Origin of the sequence: Halosimplex rarum (genome assembly GCF_047715405.1) — an archaeon.
In the GTDB taxonomy this organism is placed as follows: domain Archaea; phylum Halobacteriota; class Halobacteria; order Halobacteriales; family Haloarculaceae; genus Halosimplex; species Halosimplex rarum.
Genome location: NZ_CP180412.1, coordinates 1692718 through 1715607 on the forward strand (window position 1 = coordinate 1692718; position 22890 = coordinate 1715607).

At 68.0% G+C, this 22890-nt stretch carries 26 protein-coding genes and 1 tRNA gene; 12 read left to right on the forward strand and 15 right to left on the reverse strand.

What is annotated here, in order from left to right; all coding sequences use genetic code 11:
• The first annotated feature begins 59 nt into the window (after positions 1–59).
• The 6 genes from ACMGFH_RS08190 (at position 60) to ACMGFH_RS08215 (ending at position 2970) form a co-directional block, all read left to right on the forward strand.
• Positions 60–344 carry a 50S ribosomal protein L44e gene (locus tag ACMGFH_RS08190; protein WP_006883878.1) on the forward strand — a complete coding sequence of 95 codons (285 nt, stop codon included), beginning with the start codon at positions 60–62 and terminating at the stop codon, positions 342–344.
• A 2-nt stretch (positions 345–346) separates the two neighbouring features.
• Complete coding sequence (locus ACMGFH_RS08195; protein ID WP_415382482.1) at positions 347–520, forward strand: 30S ribosomal protein S27e; 174 nt, start codon at positions 347–349, stop codon at positions 518–520.
• Positions 520–1320, forward strand: a complete 801-nt coding sequence (locus tag ACMGFH_RS08200; protein ID WP_415382484.1) for a translation initiation factor IF-2 subunit alpha — start codon at positions 520–522, stop codon at positions 1318–1320. Before ACMGFH_RS08195 ends, ACMGFH_RS08200 begins: the two co-directional genes overlap by 1 nt.
• Positions 1321–1347: 27 nt before the next feature.
• Positions 1348–1530: an RNA-protein complex protein Nop10 gene (locus ACMGFH_RS08205; protein WP_415382485.1), complete on the forward strand. Its 183-nt coding sequence runs from the start codon at positions 1348–1350 to the stop codon at positions 1528–1530.
• Between the two features lie 5 nt (positions 1531–1535).
• A complete protein-coding gene (locus tag ACMGFH_RS08210) occupies positions 1536–2291 on the forward strand; it encodes a proteasome assembly chaperone family protein (RefSeq protein WP_415382487.1) in 756 nt (251 codons plus the stop codon).
• Between the two features lie 82 nt (positions 2292–2373).
• The gene (locus ACMGFH_RS08215; RefSeq protein WP_415383221.1) at positions 2374–2970 is read left to right on the forward strand and encodes a J domain-containing protein; all 597 of its coding nucleotides are present in this window, start codon (positions 2374–2376) and stop codon (positions 2968–2970) included.
• Between the two features lie 27 nt (positions 2971–2997).
• Here ACMGFH_RS08215 and ACMGFH_RS08220 read toward each other — a convergent pair whose 3' ends face one another.
• From ACMGFH_RS08220 to grpE, 4 genes are all read right to left on the reverse strand, one after another.
• Positions 2998–3273 (reverse strand): HalOD1 output domain-containing protein, encoded by a 276-nt coding sequence (locus ACMGFH_RS08220; RefSeq protein ID WP_415382489.1) that lies wholly within the window; start codon positions 3271–3273, stop codon positions 2998–3000.
• Positions 3274–3452: 179 nt separating this feature from the next.
• Positions 3453–5489 (reverse strand): PAS domain S-box protein, encoded by a 2037-nt coding sequence (locus ACMGFH_RS08225; protein ID WP_415382491.1) that lies wholly within the window; start codon positions 5487–5489, stop codon positions 3453–3455.
• Positions 5490–6124: 635 nt separating this feature from the next.
• Complete coding sequence (gene dnaK / locus ACMGFH_RS08230; RefSeq protein ID WP_415382492.1) at positions 6125–8050, reverse strand: molecular chaperone DnaK; 1926 nt, start codon at positions 8048–8050, stop codon at positions 6125–6127.
• Positions 8051–8260: 210 nt separating this feature from the next.
• Positions 8261–9013: a nucleotide exchange factor GrpE gene (grpE, locus tag ACMGFH_RS08235; RefSeq protein WP_415382493.1), complete on the reverse strand. Its 753-nt coding sequence runs from the start codon at positions 9011–9013 to the stop codon at positions 8261–8263.
• A 157-nt stretch (positions 9014–9170) separates the two neighbouring features.
• Here grpE and ACMGFH_RS08240 point away from each other — a divergent pair, with 157 nt between their 5' ends.
• Entirely contained in the window at positions 9171–10544 is a 1374-nt protein-coding gene (locus ACMGFH_RS08240) for a DEAD/DEAH box helicase (protein ID WP_415382494.1), read from the forward strand.
• Between the two features lie 20 nt (positions 10545–10564).
• Here ACMGFH_RS08240 and ACMGFH_RS08245 read toward each other — a convergent pair whose 3' ends face one another.
• Entirely contained in the window at positions 10565–11167 is a 603-nt protein-coding gene (locus ACMGFH_RS08245; protein WP_415382495.1) for a hypothetical protein, read from the reverse strand.
• Positions 11168–11284: 117 nt separating this feature from the next.
• Between ACMGFH_RS08245 and ACMGFH_RS08250 the strand changes: the two genes are divergently transcribed.
• On the forward strand, positions 11285–12796 hold the full coding sequence (locus ACMGFH_RS08250) for a DUF790 family protein (protein ID WP_415382496.1): 1512 nt from the start codon (positions 11285–11287) through the stop codon (positions 12794–12796).
• A 23-nt stretch (positions 12797–12819) separates the two neighbouring features.
• Here ACMGFH_RS08250 and ACMGFH_RS08255 read toward each other — a convergent pair whose 3' ends face one another.
• From ACMGFH_RS08255 to ACMGFH_RS08265, 3 genes are all read right to left on the reverse strand, one after another.
• Positions 12820–13293, reverse strand: coding sequence for a hypothetical protein (locus ACMGFH_RS08255; RefSeq protein ID WP_415382497.1), 474 nt, complete (start codon positions 13291–13293; stop codon positions 12820–12822).
• Between the two features lie 117 nt (positions 13294–13410).
• Complete coding sequence (locus tag ACMGFH_RS08260; RefSeq protein WP_415382498.1) at positions 13411–13929, reverse strand: hypothetical protein; 519 nt, start codon at positions 13927–13929, stop codon at positions 13411–13413.
• The gene (locus tag ACMGFH_RS08265) at positions 13926–14864 is read right to left on the reverse strand and encodes an RsmB/NOP family class I SAM-dependent RNA methyltransferase (RefSeq protein WP_415382499.1); all 939 of its coding nucleotides are present in this window, start codon (positions 14862–14864) and stop codon (positions 13926–13928) included. Before ACMGFH_RS08265 ends, ACMGFH_RS08260 begins: the two co-directional genes overlap by 4 nt.
• 145 nt (positions 14865–15009) lie before the next feature.
• Here ACMGFH_RS08265 and ACMGFH_RS08270 point away from each other — a divergent pair, with 145 nt between their 5' ends.
• The gene (locus tag ACMGFH_RS08270) at positions 15010–15747 is read left to right on the forward strand and encodes a proteasome assembly chaperone family protein (protein ID WP_415382500.1); all 738 of its coding nucleotides are present in this window, start codon (positions 15010–15012) and stop codon (positions 15745–15747) included.
• Positions 15748–15882: 135 nt separating this feature from the next.
• Positions 15883–16551 (forward strand): LysE family translocator, encoded by a 669-nt coding sequence (locus ACMGFH_RS08275; RefSeq protein ID WP_415383223.1) that lies wholly within the window; start codon positions 15883–15885, stop codon positions 16549–16551.
• 36 nt (positions 16552–16587) lie between these two features.
• Here ACMGFH_RS08275 and ACMGFH_RS08280 read toward each other — a convergent pair whose 3' ends face one another.
• Positions 16588–17298: an HD domain-containing protein gene (locus ACMGFH_RS08280; RefSeq protein ID WP_415382501.1), complete on the reverse strand. Its 711-nt coding sequence runs from the start codon at positions 17296–17298 to the stop codon at positions 16588–16590.
• A 325-nt stretch (positions 17299–17623) separates the two neighbouring features.
• Between ACMGFH_RS08280 and ACMGFH_RS08285 the strand changes: the two genes are divergently transcribed.
• Positions 17624–18355 carry a GNAT family N-acetyltransferase gene (locus ACMGFH_RS08285; RefSeq protein WP_415382502.1) on the forward strand — a complete coding sequence of 244 codons (732 nt, stop codon included), beginning with the start codon at positions 17624–17626 and terminating at the stop codon, positions 18353–18355.
• A gap of 34 nt (positions 18356–18389) precedes the next feature.
• Here the strand turns inward: ACMGFH_RS08285 and ACMGFH_RS08290 are convergent, their stop codons facing one another.
• The gene (locus ACMGFH_RS08290) at positions 18390–18809 is read right to left on the reverse strand and encodes a CopG family ribbon-helix-helix protein (protein ID WP_415382503.1); all 420 of its coding nucleotides are present in this window, start codon (positions 18807–18809) and stop codon (positions 18390–18392) included.
• Between the two features lie 123 nt (positions 18810–18932).
• Here ACMGFH_RS08290 and ACMGFH_RS08295 point away from each other — a divergent pair, with 123 nt between their 5' ends.
• Positions 18933–19970 carry a DNA methyltransferase gene (locus tag ACMGFH_RS08295; protein ID WP_415383225.1) on the forward strand — a complete coding sequence of 346 codons (1038 nt, stop codon included), beginning with the start codon at positions 18933–18935 and terminating at the stop codon, positions 19968–19970.
• 61 nt (positions 19971–20031) lie between these two features.
• Here ACMGFH_RS08295 and ACMGFH_RS08300 read toward each other — a convergent pair.
• The 5 genes from ACMGFH_RS08300 to sufD form a co-directional block, all read right to left on the reverse strand.
• A tRNA-Gln gene (locus tag ACMGFH_RS08300) sits at positions 20032–20104 on the reverse strand.
• 95 nt (positions 20105–20199) lie between these two features.
• Entirely contained in the window at positions 20200–20631 is a 432-nt protein-coding gene (locus ACMGFH_RS08305) for a metal-dependent transcriptional regulator (RefSeq protein WP_415382504.1), read from the reverse strand.
• The gene (locus ACMGFH_RS08310; protein ID WP_415382505.1) at positions 20628–21110 is read right to left on the reverse strand and encodes a ferritin-like domain-containing protein; all 483 of its coding nucleotides are present in this window, start codon (positions 21108–21110) and stop codon (positions 20628–20630) included. The genes ACMGFH_RS08305 and ACMGFH_RS08310 overlap by 4 nt, the downstream gene beginning before the upstream one ends.
• Positions 21111–21210: 100 nt before the next feature.
• Positions 21211–21420: a hypothetical protein gene (locus ACMGFH_RS08315; RefSeq protein ID WP_415382506.1), complete on the reverse strand. Its 210-nt coding sequence runs from the start codon at positions 21418–21420 to the stop codon at positions 21211–21213.
• Between the two features lie 242 nt (positions 21421–21662).
• The gene (sufD, locus tag ACMGFH_RS08320; protein ID WP_415382507.1) at positions 21663–22877 is read right to left on the reverse strand and encodes a Fe-S cluster assembly protein SufD; all 1215 of its coding nucleotides are present in this window, start codon (positions 22875–22877) and stop codon (positions 21663–21665) included.
• Positions 22878–22890 lie beyond the last annotated feature (13 nt).

Sequence of the window (22890 nt, forward strand, 5' to 3'; positions counted from 1 at the left end):
GGCCCGAACCAAACGGGTTTTAAGCGGGCACGACCAAGCCGCTCGCAAGGTCGATATCTATGGAGATGCCACGCCGATTTAACACGTACTGTCCGCACTGCGACGAGCACAACGAACACGAGGTCGAGCGCGTCCGGAGCGGTCGGACCTCGGGGATGACCAAGGTCAACGGGCGACAGGCCGAGCGAACGCGCTCGGGCTACGGGAACGCGGGCAAGTTCTCGAAGGTCCCCTCGGGCGGGAAGCCGACCCAGAAGACCGACCTCAAGTACCGCTGTTCCGACTGCGGCAAGGCCCACCTCCGCGAGGGATGGCGCGCCGGCAAGCTGGACCTGCAGGACTAACGATGACAGGGAACTTCTACAGCGTCGCGTGTCCGGACTGCGAGAACGAACAGATCGTCTTCGGCAAGGCCGCCACCGAAGTCGCCTGCGAGGTCTGCGGTCACACGCTCGCCCGACCGACGGGCGGTAAAGCGGCCATCGAGGGCGAGGTCGTCGAGACCGTCGAGGCACGATAATGAAATACAGCGGCTGGCCCGACCCCGGCGAACTGGTGGTCGGACGCGTCGACGAGATCGAGGACTTCGGCGTCTTCGTCGACCTCCAGGAGTACGAGGACAAGCGCGGCCTCTGTCACATCAGCGAGGTCGCCTCCGGGTGGATCAAGAACGTCCGGGACCACGTCTCCGAGGGGCAGACGGTCGTCGCGAAGGTCCTCGACGTCGACGAGGGCGCCCAGCAGATCGATCTGTCGATCAAGGACGTCAACGACCACCAGCGCAAGGACACGATCCAGGAGTGGAAGAACGAGCAGAAGGCCGACAACTGGATGCTGCTGGCGTTCGGCGAGGACATCGAGGACGAGACCTACGCCGCCATCGCCAACGAGCTGCTGGCCGCCTACGGCTCGATGTACGAGGGGTTCGAGGAGGCCGCCATCCACGGCGAGGAGGCCCTCGACGAGACCGACCTCTCCGACGAGGAAGTCGATGCCATCGTCGAGACGGCTCGGGAGAACGTCTCGGTGCCCTACGTCAACGTCACCGGCTACGTCTCGCTGGAGTGCCCCAGCGGCGACGGCGTCGACGTGATCAAGGAGTCGCTCCAGGCCGCCGAAGGCAACGGCGAGATTCCCGAGGAAGTCGACCTCGACGTGACCTACGTCGGCTCGCCGGAGTACCGCATCCAGGTGCAGGCGCCCGACTACAAGACCGCCGAGTCGCAGCTCGAATCCAGCGCCGAGCGCGCTATCGCCGTCGTCGGCGACCACGGCGGCACCGGCGAGTACCATCGCGAGCGCCACGAAGACGTCGAGTGATCGGCGGTCCGCGGACCAACCGTTCTCATGAAATCCGACATCCTCGTCTGTTCGGCGTGGCGCGACGAACACGAACGGCCGCGCTACACGCTCGCCGACACCTGTCCGGCGTGTGGCGCCGAGGCCGTCAACTCCGCGCCCGCGCCGTTCTCGCCGGAGGACAACTACGGGGAGTATCGACGCGCACTTAAGCGGCGACGCCGCGACTAACCCGTATGGACGAATACGAACGCGAGGCGCTGGCGAGTCCCGACCTCGACGATCCCGTCCTCGTCGAGGGGCTGCCCGGCGTCGGTCACGTCGGCAAACTCGCGGTCGAGCACCTCCTCGAAGAGATCGACAGCGAGCGCGTCGAACGGGTCCACTCGACGCACTTCCCGCCGCAGGTGAGCGTCGAGGACGGCCGGACGGAACTGGCCTCCGCGGAGTTCCACGCCGTCCGACCCGAGGACGGTCGGGACCTGCTCGTGCTCACCGGCGACCACCAGGCCCAGGACAGCGAGGGCCACTACGGGCTCACCGACACGTTCCTCGACGTGGCCGAGGACTACGGCGTCGAACGCGTGTTCGCCCTCGGGGGCGTCCCCACCGGCGAACTCATCGAGGAGTACTCCGTTCTCGGCGCCGCCACCACCGACGAGGTCGTCGCCGACCTCGAAGACGTGGGCGTCGAGTTCCGCGAGGACGAACCCGCCGGCGGCATCGTCGGCGTCAGCGGCCTCCTCCTCGGTCTCGGCGAGCGCCGCGGCTTCGACGCGGCTTGCCTGATGGGCGAGACCAGCGGCTACCTCGTCGACCCCAAGAGCGCCCAGGCCGTCCTCGAAGTCCTCCAGGAGGTCGTCGACTTCGACGTCGATTACGCCTCGCTGGAAGAGCGTGCCGACGAGATGGAGGAGGTCGTCCGGAAGATCCAGGAGATGGACCAGGGCACGCCGACGGCCTCGGACGAGGACCTCCGCTACATCGGCTGACCGACGACCGCCCGCTCGCCGTTCGCGCTTCGCCGCTCCCGAGACTTTCATATTTCAGCGACGCCAACCCCCGCGCGTGGCACTGGACGGTCTGCTCGCGCTGCCCCGGTGGTTCCTCGTCGGGCTCGGCCTCGGCGTCGCGAGTAGCATCCTGGCCGCCTGTCTGTTCGTCGCCGCGAACCGGCTCTACCCGTCTCGACAGGCCCGTCGGCGCCGACACGGGGGCGAAGGGCGCCGCCGGACCGAACTGCGGGACTACCTCGACGCCATCGACGAGCCCTTCGCCGAAGACCACTTCGTCGAGGGCCAACACGTCGCCTTCTACCTCCCCGAGCGAGACGTGGCGATCACGTTCGACGCGCGGGCGTACTACCGCATCGAGCGCTCGCCGACGGTGCCGGTGCTGGTCGAGCACGAGATGCCGGGCGTCCAGCTCGGCGACCGACTCCCGTTCGACGTGCCCGACGTCGACTTCGGCCCCGACGACGACGAGGAGCGTATCGACCCGACGATCGCCGCGTTCGCAGAGCTGGGCGTGCCGGCCTCCGCGAGCCTCGACGAAGTGAAAACCGCGTACCGGCGGAAGGTCAAGGAGGTCCACCCCGACCAGGGCGGCGACGAGGACGAGTTCAAACGAGTCCGCGAGGCGTACACCACCGCGAAGCGTCACGCCGGCTGACGGCGGTTCGGCCCATCCCCGACCGCGCTATCGGTTCGGCGGCTTCGCGGCGTCGTCGGTCACCCTGACGAGTACGTGCGTCTCGTCGACCGCCACGTCACAGCCCTCGTAGCGGAACGTGACCGACGCGTCGCCCGCTCCCTCCAGGAGGTAGTCGAGCGAGTCGGCCTCGACGGCGTGATACAGCGGGCGCAGGTCCGTGATCGACCGGTCGGTCGCGGCGGCGACGGCTCTCACCACCGCGACGGTCGGCGGGTCGTCGCCATACGCGTTCCTGACGGTCCAGTCGTCGATCCTCGTCATCTGGGCCTCACCTGGCCACGGCTGTCGGCCGACGCCGCGGGGGGTGGCGAAGCCCGCCGGTCGCGTGCCCTCCCGGGGCCGACGTCGGCGGTCGAGTGCGGTCGACAGACCGGGTTCGATTGGACTTCGCTCACAGGAGAGATTGACGCCGAGAGACATTGAGGCACATGCCAGAACACTCAGGTACGACCCCGGTCGGGGACCGCGTCGCCGTCGGTGCCCTCGAACAGCTTCGAGAGAACCTTCCGCTCGGCGACGCGGAGGTGCTGGTGGAACGTCTGGGGCGCGATGTCGAGCGTCTCGGCGACGTCGCCGGCGTCGCTGGTCCGCGCCGGCCACGCGAAGTACCCCGCGAAGTACGCCGCCTCCAGCGCGGCCTGCTGTTTCTCCGTGAGGTCAGCCGCGAGCCGCCCACGGAACTCGTCGGGGGCCCGGAGCGACCGTTCGGTCTCGTGACGAGCGGTCAGATCGGTCTCGGGATACGCCTCCGTGACGGCGTCGACCACTTCGCGGACCTCCGCGTCGGACGGCAGTTCCGCTACGATCCGCGCTTCCCCGCGATCTGCGACGCCCGCCGTCGTCCTGGCGCCCAGTTCCGCCAGTACCGACGTGATCGTCCCGCCGCGCGTCCGGAACTCGAAGCGACCGCCCTCCAGTTCGTCGACGGCGGTGATCGACGGGACCGACGACGCTGCCTCGCGAATCCGTTCGGCCGAAGCGTCGCTCGACGTGAAGTAGAAGACCTGTTCGCCCCCGAACGAGAGCGAGCGCTTGAGTTCGAGCCGGCAGTCCGCCGCCGCGGAGACCGCGACGAACGGGAGGTCCTCGTCGCGTGTTCGGAGTTCGATCTCGACGACCGCGTCCGAGTGCAGTAGCTGGTGGGTCAGCGCCGACTGGATCGCGTTCCCGATGACCTCCCCGAGTTCGCCCAGCACCGCCCGCTCGCGCTCCGAGAGGCCCAGGACCCTGTCCGTACACACGCCGAGTAGCCCGAACCGCCGGTCGTTCGCGGTGAGCGGGACGGCCGCGAAACTGCGCGGCCGGTCCGCCTCCTCGCCGTCGACCATCGGCCCGCTCGTGACGCCCTCGCTAACCTGTACCGAGCCCGACTCGGCCGCACGCGCGACTATCGGCGGGACGCTCGATTCCTCGCGACGCTCGGCGACCTCGACCATCTGCCGACCGAGCCCCGCGTGAGCGTCCACGTCGAACCCCTCGCCGTCACCGTCGAGCGACCCGACGACAGCCCCGCAGTACGCCCCCTCACCCACCAGGCGCGTACAGACCGAGCGGGTGATCTCCTCGCGCGTCTCGGCCTCGACGAGGGCTCGATCGACCGACCGGATCGCCGTGTTCAGGTCGTCCAGGCGCTCCAGCGTCCGCTCGTGTCGCCTGGTGTCGGAGATATCGCGCCCGACGCCCGTCTGTCCGACTATCTCCCCGTTCTCGACGAGCGGTGCGCCCGTGAACTCGTACGGGATCTCGGTCCCGTCGCGCGTCACGATCGCCGACTCGACCGTCACGACCGACCCCTCCTCGAGGACGCGACCGATGGCCGAACCGACGCGTTCGTGGTCGTCCGCCGGGATGAAATCGAGCGGATTCAGCGACTCGATCTCGTCGTCGGTGTAGCCGGCGACCTCGTTCACCCGGTCGTTCCACCGCACGAACCGACCCTCCCGGTCGAACGCGTACACCACGTCCGGGAGCGCGTCGAACATGCTCCCGACGAAGGCCCGCTCCGACGCGAGCTGTTCGCGCCGCTGCACCTGCGCCGAGATGTCCCTGAAGACGCCGACGAAGTACCGGTCGCCGTCGTGGGTGAACTCACGGAACCACATCGCCAGCGGAACCTCGTGGCCGTCACGGTGGCGCCCGCTGAATCGCACGTCGTCCCAGTCGAAGCTCCGCCGGCCGCTCCGGAGATACGCATCGAATCCCGACCGATGGGCGTCACGACACCGCTCTGGGATCAGCTCGACCAGCGAGCGGTCGACCAACGCTTCCGGTTCGTACCCGAAGACCCGTTCGACCGCGGGATTCGCGAAGACGATGCTCCCCCCATCGTCGACGACGACGAAGCTCTCCGGCGCGCTCGCGATGAGTAACTCCGGGAGGACAGTCCCCCCGATGACGTCGACGAACGACTCGTCGACCGCGTTCGCAGCTGCTGCGCCGCTCCACGCTCCGCCGGGGCGCTCGACGTCGTAGCTCACAGTCTCAATGCGGTCGTTTGATAATTAAGTATTGTCCCAAAATGCATAGTGTACAACATATCGGTGAGATAGGGTTTAGGGCGGGCAAAATGCCGGGGTTCAGTTTCGAAGGCCCCCACCGTTCTAAGATTCACCCGTGAGAACGAAAGCCGACCGCACCGACGCGGCGACTGGATTCGCTCCACTCGTCTTCGTCGCGTTCGTCAAACTTGAGAAGCTCACTTCGTTCGTTTCTCAAGACACCGAGAGACTTCGCTCACGGGTCGCTTTGCTCCCCGTTCGCTTCGAGGTCTCCCACCGGTCGACCTCGCGACGCTCGTCTCCCGAGTCGACGAGCACGACTCCTCGCGTTACTCGTCGGCGTCCTCTTCAGTAACCTCGCTGGCGCTCGCTTTCTGAAACACCGATAGACTCACTGCGTTCACGGGTCGCCTGCGCTCCCCGTTCACACCGAGGCGCTCCCTACAGTCGCACCTCGCACCGTTCGTCTATCGAGCCGACGAAAGCTCCTCAGACTCGCTTCACTCGTCTTCGTCGCTTTCGTCCAACTGAAAAAGCTCGCTCCGCTCGCTTTTTCAGACACCGGAAGACTTCACTACGTTCGTCTTCCGAGCCGACGAGGACGACTCCTCGCGTTACTCGTCGTCGTCCTCGTCGACGTCTTCGAAGTCGGCGTCGACGTACTCCTCGCCCTGGCCAGCTCCGGCCGCGCCGCCGGCGCCCGCAGCGCCGCCGGGACCGGCGCCACCCATGCCGCCCATACCGCCGGCACCGGCAGCGCCGCCCGCGGCACCGGCACCGGCCGCTCCTTCGGCGGCCTGGTCCTGGTACATCTGCTTGCCGATCTCCTGGAGCGCCTCGGCGAGGCTCTCCGTCGCGTCCTTGTAGTCGTCGGTGTCGGCGTCCTCGTCTTCGAGGACCTCCCGGACCTCGTCGATCTCCGCCTCGATGTCCTCGACGAGTTCCTCGTCGACCTCGTCCTCGTTCTCCTCCAGCAGCGTCTCGGCGCGCTGGATCGTGCTCTCGGCCTCGTTGCGGGCCTCGATGCGTTCGCGGCGCTCCTGGTCTTCCTCGGCGTGCTCCTCGGCCTCCTGCTGCATCTCCTCGATCTGGTCGTCGGAGAGACCGGCGCCGCCCTCGATGGTGATGTTCTCCTCGTTGCCCGAGCCCTTGTCCTCGGCGGAGACGTTGACGATGCCGTTCTCGTCGATGTTGAACGAGACCTCGATCTGCGGCGTGCCCGCGGGCGCCGGGGGGATACCCGAGAGCGCGAACTCGCCGAGCAGTTCGTTCTCGTTCGCGATCTCACGCTCGCCCTGGAAGACGCGGATCTGGACCTGCGTCTGGTTGTCCGCGGCCGTGGTGAATATCTTCGACTCCTCCGTGGGAATCGTGGTGTTCTTCTCGATGAGCCGCTCGAAGAGTCCGCCCTTGACCTCGACACCGAGCGAGAGCGGCGTCACGTCGAGCAGGACGATGTCGTCCACGTCGCCGGAGAGGACGCCGCCCTGGATGGCCGCGCCGAGCGCGACGGCCTCGTCCGGGTTGACGTTCTTCTTGGGTTCCTGGCCGGTCATCTCCTCGACCTGATCCTGAACCTGGGGCATCCGCGTCGACCCGCCGACGAGGATGACCTCGTCGATGTCGCTCTGGTCGTAACCGGCGTCTTCGAGCGCCTGCTCCGTCGGGCCGACCGTCCGCTCGATGAGGTCCGCCGTGAGCGACTCGAACTTCGCGCGGGTGAGCTTCTCTTCGAGGTCGAGCGGGCCCTCGTCGGTCGTCGTGATGAACGGTAGGTCGATGCGGGTCTCCTTGCGGTTGGAGAGTTCGATCTTCGCTTCCTCGGCTGCGTCGTTCAGCCGCTGGAGCGCCTGGCGGTCGTCGCGCAGGTCGATGCCGTGTTCGTCCGCGAACTGTTCGGCGAGGTAGTCGATGATGGCGTGGTCCCAGTCGTCGCCACCGAGGTCGTTGTCACCGTTGGTCGCGACGACCTCGTAGACGCCGCCGCCCAGGTCGAGGATGGAGACGTCGAAGGTACCCCCGCCGAGGTCGTAGACGAGGACGGTCTGGTCGGACTCGTCGTCGAGCCCGTAGGCCATCGCGGCCGCGGTCGGCTCGTTGACGATGCGCTCGACCTCGAAGCCGGCGATCTCGCCGGCGTCCTTCGTGGCCTGGCGCTGTCGGTCGTTGAAGTAGGCGGGAACCGTGATGACCGCCTTCTCGACCTCGTCGCCGAGGTACTCCTCGGCGTCGTGCTTGATCTTCTGGAGGATCATCGCCGAGACCTGCTCGGGCGTGTACTCCTCCCCGTCGAGTTCGACCGAGTAGTCGTCCTCGCCCATGTGGCGCTTGATGGACTGGATCGTCTCGTCGGGGTTCTTGACTGCTTGATTCTTCGCGGGTTTGCCGACGAGTCGCTCGCCGTCGTCGAACGCGACGACGGACGGTGTCGTCCGCTCGCCCTCGGAGTTCACGATGATCTCGGGGTCGCCCCCCTCCATGACCGCGAACGCGCTGTTCGTGGTCCCGAGGTCGATTCCGAGAATCTTGTTGCTCGCCATCTTACCCGACTATACCCGATTGCGCCGGTTAAAAGTTGCTAGATGAACCGAACACGAATCCACCCAGACGGCCCCAGACAGGCGATTTCCGTCTCTGCCGGCGCGGCCGACCGGTGCTTATAAATCCAACCGCAATACCAGCGTTATACCGTCCAAAACTAGCCCGTCCGACAGGTCCGACGACGGTCGCCGGCCCCCGTTCCCGGGGCGTCACTCCTCGGCGCCGGACCCGTCGCTGACGGTGACCTGCGCCTCGCGGATGACCTTCTCGGCCATGACGTAGCCGGGGCGGTGGACCTCGGCGATGGCGCCCTCGGGCTGGTCGGACTCGACGCGGACGAGCACTTCGTGCCGGTGCGGGTCGACATCCTCGCCGGGTTCGGGTTCGATCACGTCGACGTTCTCCTGGTCGAGCACGTCGTCGAACGACCGCAGCGTGGACTCGACTCCGCCTCTGATGTCGACGTCCTCGTCCTGTTCGAGCGCGCGCTGGAGGTTGTCGCGCACGTCCAGCAGCCGCGTGACCAAGTCCTCGGTCGCCCGCTGTTTCTCCTCCTCGCGGCGCTCGTCCATCCGCTTCTTGTAGTTCTTGAACTCCGCCTGTTTGCGCTTGAGCTTCTCGGTGACGTCGTCGAGTTCCGCGTCGCGAGCGTCCAGTTGTTCCTCCAGCCCGTCGACGCGCCCACGGAGCGCCGCGAGTTCCTGCGCGATCGACTCGGGGTCGGACTCGGCGACGCGGTCGATCAGGTCATCGTCCGGAGCGCCCTCGAATCCGGCGTCGCCGTCCGCGGCGTCCTCGCCGTCTCCCGCGTCCGCGCCGGCCTCGCCGGGGTCGATGACCTCGTCGGGACTGACGGGGTCGCCCGCGTCGTCGTCGGCTTCCCCGTCGAACTCGGCGTCTGCGGTCGCGCCTGTCTCGTCTGTAGCGGCCCCAGCGGGGTCGGACGCGTCCTGCTCGGTCATACCCGTGGGAAGTCGCCGCGGCGACAAAAGGGTTGAGAATCCGACCGACGGGACGGGTCAGACGGTGCGGTCGACGCACCGATACCGGCGGCTTCCGGCCCCTGTCGGCGGGCCGACCCCGCACCGCTTAACTCCGGGGCGCGGGTAATCCGCGGCAGTGACCGTTCGGCTCACCTACGAGGAAGGCACGATCCGGATCACCGGTGTCGAAGACGCCGGAAGCGACGCCGAGGACGCTGGTAGCGACGTCCTCGACCTGCCCTACGTCGAGCGCGACGAGCGCTCGAAGACGCTCCGGGCGCCCGCCCACCGCTACACCGACCTCCGTGCGGCCCTCGACGACGTCGGTGTTCCCTACGACGACCGTGTCTTCGCCCTCCCTGAACTCTCCCTCGACTCGACGTACGAACTCCGCGGGTACCAGCGGACCGCGCTCGACGCGTGGGAGGCCGCCGATCGCCAGGGTGTGCTCGAACTCCCGACCGGGAGCGGGAAGACCGTCATCGGCATCGCCGCGATGGAAGCCCTGGGCTCGCCGACGCTCGTCGTCGTCCCCACCATCGATCTGCTCGAACAGTGGCGCCGGGAGCTCGAACGGGAGTTCGACCGCGAAGTGGGCCAGCTCGGCGGCGGCGAGCAGCGCCTCGCCGACGTTACCGTCTCGACGTACGACTCGGCGTACCTCCGCGCGGACGAACTCGGGGATCGGTTCGGCCTCGTCGTCTTCGACGAGGTTCACCACCTCGGCGGCGAGGGATACCGCGACATCGCTCGGGTGCTCGCCACGCCCGCTCGGATGGGACTCACGGCCACGTTCGAGCGCCCCGACGGCGCCCACGAGGTTGTGGAGGAACTCGTCGGCCCGCTGGTCCACCGGGTCGACGTGGACGAACTCGCCGGCGAGCACCTCGCCGACTACGACATCAAGCGCCTCGAAGTGGCGCTGACCTCGGAGGAACGGGACGTCTACGAGCGCCATCAGGAGACGTTCACCGACTACCTCGCCGCCTCGGGGATCGACATGCGAAGCGGCAGCGACTACCAGGAACTCGTCAAGCGCTCCGGGAGCGACCCGCGGGCCCGCGAGGCGCTGCTGGCGAAACAGCGCGCCCGCGAGGTGATGATGAACGCCGACGAGAAGGTCGAGCGCCTGCAGGACATCCTCGACCGCCACGAGGAGGACCGGATCATCGTCTTCACCGCCCACACCGACCTCGTGTATCGCCTCTCCGAGCGTTTTCTGATCCCCGCGATCACTCACGAGACCGGCGCGAGCGAGCGCCGCGAGATCCTCGAACGGTTCCGCTCGGGCGAGTACTCCCGGGTCGTGACGGCGAACGTGCTCGACGAGGGGGTCGACGTGCCCGACGCGAACGTGGCCGTCGTGCTCTCGGGCAGCGGCAGCGAGCGGGAGTTTACCCAGCGACTCGGCCGGATACTCCGACCGAAAGAGGAGGGCGAACGGGCGCTGCTCTACGAGATCGTCACCGAGGAGACCGCGGAAGAACGGGTCGCACGCAGACGGCGGTAGATTCGCCCTCTCGGTTCCACCTACTCCGCCGTAGTCGAGTCGTCTTCGGCGGTCGCCGTCGCTGTGACCGCGGGATCTCCCGTCGCCGTCGACTCGTCGGCCTCGGTCGACTCGGCCGTCGCGGTCTCCCTGTCTTCGGGGTACGGCGTCACCGTTCCCTCCGGGATCGGGGTCGCGGGCTCGCCGGGCTCGAACCGGACGTCGAATCCTGGGTCGGTGTCGTACTCGCTGTACGGGACTGGGACGACGATTCGTATCTCCTGTGACTCGCCAGGCTGGAGCGCGACGTGTTCCGTCGGCGTGAATCGCTTGTCACCCGCCGTCAGGACGACCGTCATCGTCGCGTTATCTGGTCGTTGCGCCCGGTTCTCGACCGTGAGCACGACCAGGAGGTCGCCGTCGTCGGTCGCCTCGTAGGTCCACTCCGGCACGGCGAACTGAGGGTCGCCGGATCCGCCGTCGTCCCCCTCACCGCCGCCGGGCGGGTCTCCGCCTCCGGACTCGCGGACCGCCGCCGGTGGTTCGGGGGCCGTCACCGGCACCTCCCGGTTGGCGCCCGCACAGCCCGCCGTCCCGCCCGCTGCGAGGGCGGCCAGCCCGCGCAGGACCCTCCGTCGTTGCATACCTGCTTCCCGGGGACGGTCCGGTAAGAATCTTCTCGTCGGATCCCCCGGCGGTGAGACCGCCGGCGAGAGCGACCACCCGTCGCGCTTATGCCCGTCGGCGGCCGACTCCCGGCCGTGCTGACGAAGGACCTGCTTCGCGTCTCGCGGGCCGGCGGCGGCTTCCACCCGCAGTTCGTCGACGGCGACCGACGCGACCTCGCCGCGCGAGTCCTCGGCGTCTACCAGGGCCACGTCGACCGCACGCGGGCCGAACTCGACGACGCCCTCCAGTCGCTCGAACGCGAGTCCGACGACTTCAAGCTGGTCCGCGGATTCGCCAAACTGCTGGACCGCGAGGCCCGCTTCGAGGTCCGCGCGCCGGTCGAACCCCTCCGCGCTCGGGAGGCCGCCTTCGCCGCGAGCGAGGCCGTCGGCGTCGTCACCGTTGCCGACCGCGAGCGGGCGCTCGAACGGGCCGCGAGTCGGTTCGACACCGATACCGACGCCGAGGCGCTCGCCGACTCGCTGTACGCCGACCTCGACGCCCGTGAGGTCCTCGCCGCGGTCGACTCGCGCTGGGGCCCCGACGAACTCGTGGCCCAGTACAACCTCTCGCTGGGCCAGACGGCCCTGTTCGACGCCACGGAGGTCCGCGTCCGGTCGAGCGACCCGAAGGCGCTCGTCTCGGCCGTCAAGCGCCTCCGCCTGATGTACGAGGTCCGCAAGACCGACGCCGGCCGCGAAGTTGCCGTCACCGGCCCGACGGCGCTGTTCCGGCGGACGCGTCGCTACGGGACTCGATTCGCCCGTCTCCTGCGGACGGTCGCGAAAGCCGACGAGTGGCGCCTGGAAGCGACCGTCGACGACCGCGGTACCGAGCGGACGATGGTGCTCACCGACGAAGACGTGTCAGTCCCGGGCGTCGAGCCCGTGACCGACGTGAGCTACGACAGCGGCGTCGAGGCGGACTTCGCGACGCGCTTCGAGTCGCTCGACCTGGACTGGGACCTCGTGCGTGAGCCCGAACCCCTGGAAGCGGGCGCGAGCGTCGCCATCCCCGACTTCGCGTTCGACTACCGCCACGCCGACTTCCGCGTGTTCTTCGAGATAATGGGGTTCTGGACGCCGGCGTACGTCGAGAAGAAGCTCTCGCAACTGGAGGCCATCGACGACGTAGAGCTACTCGTCGCCGTCGACGAGGACCTGGGCGCCGGGGAGGCCATCGAAGCCAGAGACCACCGCGCGATCCCCTACTCCGGAACGGTGCGAGTCAAAGACGTTCGCGACGCGCTCCGGCGCTACGAGGACGAACTCGTCGCCGAGAGCGCCGCGGCGCTCCCCGACGAACTGGTTCCCGAAGCGGACGTCGTGACCCTCGAATCGCTCGCCGCCGACCGCGGCGTCAGCCAGAGCGCCGTCGAGGACAAGGGGTTTCCCGAACACGAGCGCGTCGGACGGACCCTGGTCAGGCCGGCGGTGCTGGAAGAGCTGGCCGACCGGGTCGATGTCGGGATGGACCTCGGTGGGGCCGAAGCCGTCCTGGACGAGTACGGCATCGACGACGCCAGCGCCGCGCTCTCGGCGTTGGGGTATCGTGTGGCCTGGGAGGGGTTGAGCGGTGGAACGGTTTGCGAGCGCGACGAGTGAGTCGGTGATCGAGCCCGAGTTTCTCAGCAGTCCTCGCCGGCTTTCACGGGGACGAGCGTCACCGTCTCCGTCCGTTCGCCGACGGTCGCGCTGCCCTGCGAGACCTGGATCACGACGTCTTCGAACGACTGCGGCGCCCACGATCCCTCGCGGACGCTCGTGAACGGGACGGTCACCGTCCGACTGGTGCCCGGCGGGACCGAGACGACGCGCCGCTTCGTGTCTCCGAAGACAGAGGCGCGGACGGCGATACCGACCGCCCAGACCTGCGGGTTGTCGAGTCCGGATTCCGCACGGCTGACGGTGGCCGTGACGGTCGCGCTGCGGACGACGACGTCCTCGCAGTTGGCCGTGACGTTCGTCGGCGTCGCGCCGGTGGCGTTCACGTCGTCGACGGAGACGGCACCGTCACCGTACATCGACGCCAGGATGGCCCCAGAGGCGCCGATAACCGCGAGAACGGCGAGAACGACCCAGAGCCGGCGCGACCACGACATACCACTACGATTCTCGCTTCCACTGATAAGCGTTGCCGTGGTGAGAGCCGCTGTGATAACGTCCGCGTAGGGGCCGCTGTGACGGCGTCCGCGGGTCTCTGTAGTCCGGCGTCGATCCTACAGCTCCCGGCGCCGGCCCTTCGGGACCTGCGAGCGGAGTTCGCCGTGGACGTAGAGGCCGACGCCGACCGGTTCGGGCTCGCTCGCGACGTCGGTGGTGACGATCAGGTACCCCCAGTCGCCGTCCCAGTCGAGTTCCTGGTCGTCGCCGGCGACGAACGTCGCCGCCTCCTCCCGCGAGAGGTGGATGACGCAGTCGTCTGCCCGGCCGCCGAACCGCTGGATGGCCTCCAGCGTCGGCTTCCAGTGTTCACGGCGCGTCCGCAGGAACGCGAGCCCGAGTCCTTCGATTTCGACCGGTGAAGCCACGTCGTCGGCGAACGCCCAGATCTTGCCGGATCCGCGCTCCCAGAAGGTGTGGTTCTCGAACGTCTCCGGCGGGACGCCGAAGCGCTCGTCCCACCACTCCAGCACTTCCTCGCGGGTCGCCCGCCCCTCGACCGTCCGCTCCTCGGCGGTCGCGGGCAGTCGGTCGAAACGAGTGCCGTCGTTCTCCTCCGCGACTTCGGGGCTCATTCGGCGGTCACCTCCAGTTTCGCGCAGAAGAAGCCGCCCGTGTCGTTGTGGTGCGGGTAGATGCGCTTGGCCTTTCGGACGGACTCGTCGTAGGTCTCGTCTTCCCACTCTGTGACGCCGGACGCGTGGTCGAGCGGCAGGTCGAACTCGACGAGTTCGCACGGCTCTTCGGCGAGCGCGTAGTCGAGGACGGCCTCGTTCTCCTCGGGCGCGAACGTGCAGGTGGAGTAGACGACGGTGCCGCCTTCGCGAGTGGTCTGGATCGCCCGGCGGAGGACGCCCTTCTGGACGCCGGCGATGCCGTGGACGTGGTCGAGGTTCCAGTCGTCGAGCGCGTCGGGGTTCTTGCGGATGGTCCCCTCGCAGGAACACGGTACGTCGACGAGCGCCCGGTCGTACGGCTCGCCTTCACGGCCTTCGTCGGAGTCGGGCGCGCGGAACGGCTTGAGCGAGTGGTTGCGGGCGTCCTCGTGCGTGACGGCGACGTTCGTGGCGCCGGCGCGCTCGGCGTTCGAGCGCAGGGCGGAGATACGTCCCAGATTGTTGTCGGTCGCGACCAGCAGCCCGGTGTCCTCCATCAGCGCCGCGATCTGGGTCGTCTTGCTGCCCGGTGCGGCACAGGCGTCCCAGACGCGCTCGCCGGGCTGGGGGTCGAGCACTTCGGCGGGGACGGCCGAGACTTCCTCCTGGCCGTGGATCCACCCGAGCACGTACGGCCAGTTCGTCCCGGGCTGGTCTTCGGGGAGGGCGAGCAGTCCGTCGTGCCACGCGCGGGGCTCGTAGGCGATGCCCGCCTCGTCCAGGGCCGCTCGGGCGCGCTCGACGGTCGTCTTCAGCGTGTTGACGCGGACGACCGAGGGGAGCGGCCGGTCGCAGGCCGCGCGGAAGGCGTCGAAATCGTCCACGAGGGGCGCGTAGCGCTCCAGTACGTCCATTGGGGCCCCGTTCGCTCCCGCCCGTGTTAACCCCCTCGTCTCGCGGCGCCCCCGGCGCGCGTGGACGGGTGACGGCGCCGGCGGTCGGGCCCGGCGAGCGCCCGCTCGCGGGCGGTTTTAAGCCGTTGGCGACCCGCCACCCGGTATGGCTCACGTCAGGGTACACGACGACGAGATCGAATTGGACTCGCCGACGTTGATCGAGGGGCTGCCCGGGGTCGGCCTCGTGGGCAAGATCGCAGCGGACCACCTCGTCGATGCCCTCGATATGACCCACTACGCGTCGTGTCACTGCGACGGGCTCCCGGAGGTCGTCGTGTTCAACGAGGGGGACCAGAGCTACCAGTCGCCGGTCCGGATCTACGCCGACGAGACGCGCGATCTGCTCGTCCTGCAGAGCGACGTTCCCGTCTCGCCGAACGCGGCCGACGACTTCGCCGCCTGTCTGGTCGCGTGGCTGGGTGAGCGGGACGCGACGGCGCTGTTCGTCTCCGGACTCCCCGCCGAGAAAGACGACGTCCCCGCCCTGTACGGCGTCGCGAACGGCGACGCGGCCGCGCTCCTCGACGAACACGACATCCCCGCGCCGACCGAAAACGGCGTGATCAGCGGACCGACCGGCGCCCTCCTCTACGAGGCCAACCGCGCCGACCTCGACGCGCTCGGGCTGGTCGTCGAGTCGAACAAGAACTTCCCCGATCCGGAGGCTGCGCGCGTCGTCCTGCTCGACGGTGTCGGCCCGATCGCCGGCGTCGAAGTCGAAACCGAACACCTCGTCGAACAGGCCGAGGAGATCAGCAAAGCGCGCGAGAACCTCGCCAAGCGGATGGAAGAGGCCCAGGAGGAGAGTTCGAAAGCCCAGCCGATCGGGATGTACCAGTAGCGGACCGGGCGGGAACCGCGCGGCGACCGGGTGGCAGACCTCGGCACGTCGGACGCAACGCCTTTTTCGCGGTTCGTCCGGTAGCCGACGCCGATGGGAGTCGCAACCGCCGCGCAGACCGTCGGCGTCGGCGTCGTGTTCGGACTGGCGCTGGCCGCGCCGCCTGGCCCGATGAACGCGGTCATCGCCGAGGAGAGCGTCCTCCGCGGCTGGCTCGCCGGCTTCACCGCCGGGCTGGGCGCGATGAGCGCCGACCTGATCTTCTTCGCGCTGTCGCTCGCCGGCGTGGTGGCGTTCCTCGACGACGCGGGCACGGCTCGGGCGGTCATGGTCGGCGCCGGCGGACTACTGATGCTCTATTTCGCCGCCGGCGCGGTCCGCGACGCTCGCGCGGACTTCCTGTCCGACGACGTGGGCCCAGCCCCGGACGACGCGGACGCTCGCGGCTTCACGAAGGCGTTCGTCCTCGCGCTGACGAACCCCTACCAGATACTCTTCTGGCTGACGGTCGGCGTCGGCCTGCTCGAACCGGGGACCGTCGACGTGCTCTCGTACCTGCCCGCCGTCGGCGACGGGCTCGCGGGCGTGCTGGTGGTCAGAACCGGAAGTCCGGCGCTGCTCGCGGGGCTGTTCGGTGGGATCATCGTCTGGATCGTCGGCTTCCCGGCGACGCTTGTCAGCGTCGGCCGGCGGGTCGACGCGTTCGCACCGACCGTCGCCGCCGTGTCGGCGGTCGTGCTCGCGGGCTTCGGCGTCACCTTCTGCTGGACCGCGGCGCGGACGCTTCTGGGCGGAGTCGCGTAGCGCCCCGCAGCGGTGTCGGTGGCGAGTCGACCAGCGTCAGTCCGGTCGCTCGGGCGGCCCGTGCAGGTCCGCGTCAGGATCGACGTCGGCGACTTCGGATTCGAGCCACTCCTTGAACCACTTGACCCGCTTGAGCCGGCGGTGGACGATGCTCTCGGCGGTGTCGCTCCGGATCCGCTCGCGGGCGTCGACGCCGCGTTCGAGGACGCGCCCGACCATCTCGGCCGCGTCGATGTGCGTGCGGGACTCGTACCCCATCCGCAGGAGCATCAGCGCCGTGCCGTTTGCCCCGACCTTGTCGAGCAGGTCGGCCTCGATGAGACACTGCGTCTCCAGGGAGAGGTCGGTGAGATCGCCCTGGTAGGAGTGGTCCTCGACCGCGGCGCAGACCTCGTCGACGAACGACGCGGGGTAGTCGCCGTGACTCGTGAGGTATTCGCGGGCGATGCGCGCGCCCTCCTCGGCGTGGAGGTCCTGGTCGACTTCCAGTTTCGCGATGTCGTGGAACAGCGCCGCCACGCGGGTCACGTCGACGTTCGCCCCTTCGGACTCGGCGATCTCCTCGGCGAGTTCGACGACGTTCAGGATGTGATTGAAGCGGTACTCCGCGGAGTGCCAGGGGTACCACCGCATGCGACCGCCGTCGTCCTCGCTCTCGACGCTGGCGGCGAGGTAGTCGTGGACGAAGCCCTTCATCTCCTCGAACTCCTCGTCCGAGACCGGCGACTCCCTAATCTCGACCCCCACAGAACCACCTCCGATAGATACGTGCGTCAGTCATCTTACGGATAGAAACGCGCGTTCGACTCTTAGGCGTTACGACACCCGTGGCGAACCGATTTCGGCCGGATTCCGACGCCGATCGCCGCCGCGACGAGCGGCATGTTTCACCGTGACAGGGCCACTGTCCTGCGATTACCCCGAAGTAGACTCCCCATCGCTGGCCTGTCGCCACCGCCGATCGGCGGCGAACTCCACGCTCGCCCACCGATCGCCGTCCCGACCCGACGAGTCGACAGTCGATCCGCGACGCGGGTGAGGTTTTATCGTGTTGCGTGCCAACAGTTGACATATGGAGATACGAACCGCAGCGCCGGCCGACAGCCCGGCGATCCGCGACGTGGCCCGCCGCTCGTTGCAGGCGTCGTACTCCCTCGGCCCGGGGGCGATCACCGACGCAATCTCGGAGTGGTACGGCGAGGACACCGTCGGCGAGACGCTCGCCGACCCCGACAGAGTAGTGCTCGCGGCGGAGCGGGACGGACAGGTCGTCGGGTTCGCCGAATCGGAGCGGTCGGCCGACGGCGAGACGGCGACGATCCTGTGGCTCCACGTCGATCCGGCGTATCGGGGCGAGAGCATCGCGACCGCGCTGTTCGAACGAACGCGCGACCGACTGGAGGAGTCGGGCGTCGAGCGCGTCGCCGGGCGCGTCCTCGAAGACAACGATGACGGGAACGACTTCTACGAGGCGCAGGGGTTCGAGCGGGTCGGTCAGGAGGAAGTCGAAGTCGCCGGTCGAACGCGCGTCGAGAACATCTACGCCGAGGGGTCCGACGGCGGACTCCAGTCGATCCGGGCGGCCGACGGCGCCACCGTCTACGTCGACGAGAACGACTGGGACGAGGGCTCGGCGGGGAAGTTCTACGCGGTCTACGCCGACGAGGACGCCACCGACCACTACGGGTACTTCTGCGCCAACTGTAACCGACTGGCGAACGCGATGGACGCCATGGGCCGCATCGAGTGCGACAACTGCGGCAACGCCCGCAAAGCGACGCGCTGGGACGCGGCCTACCTGTAGCGGTCGGTCGGCTGGGCCGGGCGCCGCGGTCGAACTATCCGATGGTGTCGATGCGGTCGACGGGCATGACGGAGTAGTCGATCGAGAGCGTATCCTGGGTCGCCCGGATCTTGCCCACGAAGGTCGAGATGTCTTCGAGCCCGCCCTCGAGGATGAACAGTTCGAGACAGTAGTGGTCGCCGATGTGGCTGTGGACGTTCGAGGCGACCAGGTTCTCGTACTCGTGTCGGAGGTTCATCATCCGGTTCTCGACGCCCGAGGAGGAGTAGTCGAACAGGACGGTGACGACGCCCATCAGCTCGCGCTCCTCGAGTTGCTTGTCCTCGAACTCGCCGAGCAGGTTCCGCGCCGCCTCGCGGACCACTTCGCTCCGCCCGGTGTACCCGTGTTCGTCTGCGAACGTATCGATCCGTTCGAGCAGTTCGTCGGGCATCGAGACGCTGACGACGGTCATATGTTAACAGAGTGCCGTCGAGATAATAAGGATTGATATCGGCCGCGGTTGCGCACCGTCGGGCCGAATACAGTCTTGCTTCGGTCGGGAGACTCAAGGACGGTGGTGCAGACTACAGGGACGATGGAGACGAGTCACCGGGTCGTCGTGGGCGACGCGCGCGACCTCTCGGACGTGGCCGCCGACAGCGTCGACCTCGTCGTGACCTCGCCGCCGTATCCGATGATCGAGATGTGGGACGAGACGTTCACCGCCCTCGACCCCGCCGTCGGCGACGCGCTCGCCGCGGGCGACGGCGACCGCGCCTTCGAGGCGATGCACGGCGTCCTCGACGACGTGTGGGCGGAGGTGTCGCGCGTCCTCGTCGACGGCGGCATCGCCTGCGTCAACGTCGGCGACGCGACCCGGACCGTCGGCGACAGCTTCAGCGTCTATCCCAACCACGCTCGCGTCGTCGAGGCCTTCCAGTCGTTCGGCTTCGACCCCCTCCCCGACGTGCTCTGGCGCAAGCCCGCCAACAGCGCGGCGAAGTTCATGGGCTCGGGGATGGTCCCGCCGAACGCCTACGTCACACTCGAACACGAGTACGTCATGGTCTTCCGCAACGGGAGCGACTCGCGGTCGTTCGAGCCCGGCGCCGACCGCCGCTACGAGGCCGCCTACTTCTGGGAAGAGCGCAACCGCTGGTTCTCCGACGTCTGGACCGACGTGCAGGGCGAACTCCAGGGGCTCGGGCACGACGACCTCCGCGAGCGCTCGGCGGCGTTCCCCTTCGAGATCCCCTACCGCCTCGTGAACATGTACTCAGTGTACGACGACACCGTGCTCGACCCGTTCTGGGGCACCGGCACCACGTCGCTGGCCGCCCTCGTCGCCGGCCGCAACTCGATCGGCTACGAGCGCGAGGCCGCCTTCACCGAGGTGTTCGACGACCAGATGACCGACGTCGGCGAGCTCTCGCGGTCTGTCGTCCGCGAGCGACTGGACCGCCACCGGGAGTTCGTCGCGGAGACCCGCGAGAACGGCGACTCCCTCGGCTACGAGGCGACCCACTACGACTTCCCGGTCCGGACCAGCCAGGAGCGGGACCTGCGGCTGTACGCTGTCGAGTCCGTCGAGCGGACCGACGAGGGGTACCGGGCCCGCCACACACCCGTTTGAGCGGCCCAACTCGATTTCGATGGCGAAGTCGCTTGCCAATGAATATTACCAAGAGTAATTATAGTCCCGAGCGGATTCGAACCGCTGTCAGTGGCTCCAAAGGCCACTATGATTGGCCACTACACCACGGGACTGTTGCCGGTCCGAACGGTCACCCGGCCCGCCGGGCAGTCGAACCGCTCGTTGGAAAATCGTACACTGGGGGCGAACTTCAACGCTTCGAGACGGATCAGTCGTCGGCGGTTGCGGGGACTTCCAGCAGGCCGCAGACGTCGTCTTCCGGGTCGAAGCAGTCGGGGCACTTCGGATCGCGGTCGATGATGGTGTCGAGGCGCTCGGCGACGGTCTCGTCGATGACGCTCTCAAGCTGGCGTGCCTCGCCGCGGAACTCCTCGACTTCGAGGACCTCGACGAGGAAGCGCTCGATGATGCAGTAGTTCTGGAGGGCGTCGCGGGCGCGGACGATGCCGTCGTCGGAGAGGGTGACGCCCTTGTACTTCTCGTGTTCGGCGAGGCCCTGGTCTTCGAGCTTGCCGATCATCTCGTTGGCGCTGGCGGGGCTCACGTCGAGTCGGTCTGCCAGGTCGCCGGTCGACGCTGGACCGTCCTCGATCTGCTGGATGAGATAGATGGCTTTCAGGTACTGGTCGGCCGTGTTCATCGTCGTTCCTCCATGAGTTGGGTCACTTCCTCGACGCCCTCGGCCTCCTCCTCGCGGATCGCCGCGAGCGTGTCGATGAGCCGCTCGCGGTCGATACCGAACTGCACGTCCGACGCCTCGATAGCGTCGATGAGGTCGTCGTAGAACTTGTAGGCGGTCTCCTCGTTGCAGAGCTGGTCGTAGAGGACGCCGTCGAAGTCCTCGTCGGACTCGTACTGGGCCTCGACGAGCGTCTCGATCTCCTCGAAGGGCACCGTCTCGGCGTCGAGTTCGTCGACCAGCGCTTCCAGGCGTGAGCGATGGTCGGCCGACTCCTCGGCGGCGTCTTCGAGCATCGCCGTGACCCCCTCGCCGAGATCCGCGGCCGAGTCAGCGGCGTGTTTGGCGGCGCGCGCCTCGACGACCTCTTCGAGGACGATGCCGATCTGCAACAGACGGGCCAACTGGTGGTCGGACCCGACCGGGACGGTGAGGCTCACCGGCCGGCCCCCCGGTAGTCGTCGCGCGTGACTCCGTTCATGGGCAATCCTCGGAGAGGCGGGGACGTAAGTGCTTCCCTCGGCGATTCGAGCGGCGCTGTCAGTTCGTCCCGCGGTCGCGGTTTCGTGTCCCCTCGCTGGCGGTGTCCGGACCGTCGCTGCCGGTCCAGCGAAGTGCGGCTAGATAGAGGACAACGACGACGACGCCGACGAACACTCCCAGAACCGACTCGGAGAGGAGCCGTGGAGGCCCCGCGTGCAACGGAGCTAGCGTCGCGAGTGCGAGGGGGCCGGTGTGAAGCGGGCGCATGCTCTGAGTAGACGTGAATCGCGAATTATATTTAAACGCGCGGCGGATTTTCGCGAGATGAGAACGGCCGACGCGCGGTGATTCCGACGGGAATGTCTCGGTCGACGAATCCTGCGAGCGGGGCGATTACGTCTGCAGGCGCCGTGGAGCGAAGCTCCACGAGCCTTCGTTCGCTCCCTACCGGTCACTCACGAAGACGCCGTCAGAAGCGGGTTCTGACGAGCCTGCGCTCGTAGAACCGCCTACTCGCGCAGACGCTCGACGACGAGTTCGTCCAGGTCCTCGCGGAGTTCGTCGACGGCGACTTCCTCGAAGACGGGCACGAAGAAGCCCTCGACGAGCATGTCCTTCGCGCGCTTCTCGTCGACGCCGCGGGAGGTCATGTAGAACAGCTCCTCGGCGTCGACCTGGCCGACCGTCGCGGAGTGGCTGGCCTCGGTGTCGTGGTTGTTGATGATGAGCTTCGGCGAGGCGTCGGCCTCGGCGTCCTCGCTCAGCATCAGCGTGTTCTCGCGCTGGTAGGAGCTGGTGTCCCACGCCTCGCGGCCGACGTCCTGGACGCCCTCGTAGACCGAGCGCGCCTCGTCGTCGAGGACGCCGCGGGTCACGAGGTCAGCGGTGGTGTGCTCGTTCTCGTGCCAGACGCGGCTGTTGATGTCGAAGTGCTGGTCGTCGTGCCCGAAGAAGGCGCCGACGATCTGGCTCTCGGAGCCCTCGCCGAGCAGGCGCGTCTCGACGCTGGACTTCGTGAGGCGGGAGCCGATGTTGCCCTCGATCCAGTCGACCGTGGCGTGGTCGTCGGCGTGGCCGCGCTTGACCGAGAAGTTGTAGGTGTCCTCGGCCAGGTTCTGCAGCGCGCCGTACTGGACGCTGGCGTTCTCGTCGGCGACGACCTCGACGACGCCCGAGTAGTACTGGTCGCCGTCGATGTTCGTGCCGGTCGTCTGCCGTTCGAGGATCGTGGCCGAGGCCGATTCCTCGGCCACGACGAGCGTGTAGTTGAACAGCGAGCGGCTGTTCATCGTCGTGCGGATCTTCACGTCCTCGGCGGCGACGCCCTCGGGGACGTAGACGAGCGTCCCGGCGCTGAACAGGGCCGTGGAGAGGGCCGTCAGGAAGTCCCGCTGGGGATCGACGACGCTGCCGAAGTGCTCCTCGATCAGGTCGCCGTGCTCGGCCAGTGCCTCGTCCCAGGCGAGAACGTCGGCGCCCTCGGCCTCGACGCGGTCTTTCTCCTGGGCGAACTCCAGCGGGTCGACCAGCGTCTCGTAGTCGAGGTCGACGAGGTTCGTCCAGTTGCGCGGGCCGGGCGTCGTGATGACGTCCGGCATGTCCAGATCGTCGAGCGCCGCGAGCGCGTCCAGACGGGTCTCGAGGAGCCACTCAGGCTCGTCGAGCTCGTCGCTGATCTGCTGTACTTGCTCCTCCGTGAGGTTCGCGTGTAGCTGCGTGCTCATGGTAGACACCGGG

Excerpts from the sequence above, each read along its gene's own strand:
- ACMGFH_RS08190 (WP_006883878.1), top strand. The coding sequence starts at position 60 with ATGGAGATGCCACGCCGATTTAACACGTACTGTCCGCACTGCGACGAG.
- ACMGFH_RS08195 (WP_415382482.1), top strand. The coding sequence starts at position 347 with ATGACAGGGAACTTCTACAGCGTCGCGTGTCCGGACTGCGAGAACGAA.
- ACMGFH_RS08200 (WP_415382484.1), top strand. The coding sequence starts at position 520 with ATGAAATACAGCGGCTGGCCCGACCCCGGCGAACTGGTGGTCGGACGC.
- ACMGFH_RS08205 (WP_415382485.1), top strand. The coding sequence starts at position 1,348 with ATGAAATCCGACATCCTCGTCTGTTCGGCGTGGCGCGACGAACACGAA.
- ACMGFH_RS08210 (WP_415382487.1), top strand. The coding sequence starts at position 1,536 with ATGGACGAATACGAACGCGAGGCGCTGGCGAGTCCCGACCTCGACGAT.
- ACMGFH_RS08220 (WP_415382489.1), bottom strand. The coding sequence starts at position 3,273 with ATGACGAGGATCGACGACTGGACCGTCAGGAACGCGTATGGCGACGAC.
- dnaK (WP_415382492.1), bottom strand. The coding sequence starts at position 8,050 with ATGGCGAGCAACAAGATTCTCGGAATCGACCTCGGGACCACGAACAGC.
- grpE (WP_415382493.1), bottom strand. The coding sequence starts at position 9,013 with ATGACCGAGCAGGACGCGTCCGACCCCGCTGGGGCCGCTACAGACGAG.
- ACMGFH_RS08245 (WP_415382495.1), bottom strand. The coding sequence starts at position 11,167 with ATGCAACGACGGAGGGTCCTGCGCGGGCTGGCCGCCCTCGCAGCGGGC.
- ACMGFH_RS08255 (WP_415382497.1), bottom strand. The coding sequence starts at position 13,293 with ATGTCGTGGTCGCGCCGGCTCTGGGTCGTTCTCGCCGTTCTCGCGGTT.
- ACMGFH_RS08260 (WP_415382498.1), bottom strand. The coding sequence starts at position 13,929 with ATGAGCCCCGAAGTCGCGGAGGAGAACGACGGCACTCGTTTCGACCGA.
- ACMGFH_RS08265 (WP_415382499.1), bottom strand. The coding sequence starts at position 14,864 with ATGGACGTACTGGAGCGCTACGCGCCCCTCGTGGACGATTTCGACGCC.
- ACMGFH_RS08270 (WP_415382500.1), top strand. The coding sequence starts at position 15,010 with ATGGCTCACGTCAGGGTACACGACGACGAGATCGAATTGGACTCGCCG.
- ACMGFH_RS08285 (WP_415382502.1), top strand. The coding sequence starts at position 17,624 with ATGGAGATACGAACCGCAGCGCCGGCCGACAGCCCGGCGATCCGCGAC.
- ACMGFH_RS08290 (WP_415382503.1), bottom strand. The coding sequence starts at position 18,809 with ATGACCGTCGTCAGCGTCTCGATGCCCGACGAACTGCTCGAACGGATC.
- ACMGFH_RS08295 (WP_415383225.1), top strand. The coding sequence starts at position 18,933 with ATGGAGACGAGTCACCGGGTCGTCGTGGGCGACGCGCGCGACCTCTCG.
- ACMGFH_RS08305 (WP_415382504.1), bottom strand. The coding sequence starts at position 20,631 with ATGAACACGGCCGACCAGTACCTGAAAGCCATCTATCTCATCCAGCAG.
- ACMGFH_RS08315 (WP_415382506.1), bottom strand. The coding sequence starts at position 21,420 with ATGCGCCCGCTTCACACCGGCCCCCTCGCACTCGCGACGCTAGCTCCG.
- sufD (WP_415382507.1), bottom strand. The coding sequence starts at position 22,877 with ATGAGCACGCAGCTACACGCGAACCTCACGGAGGAGCAAGTACAGCAG.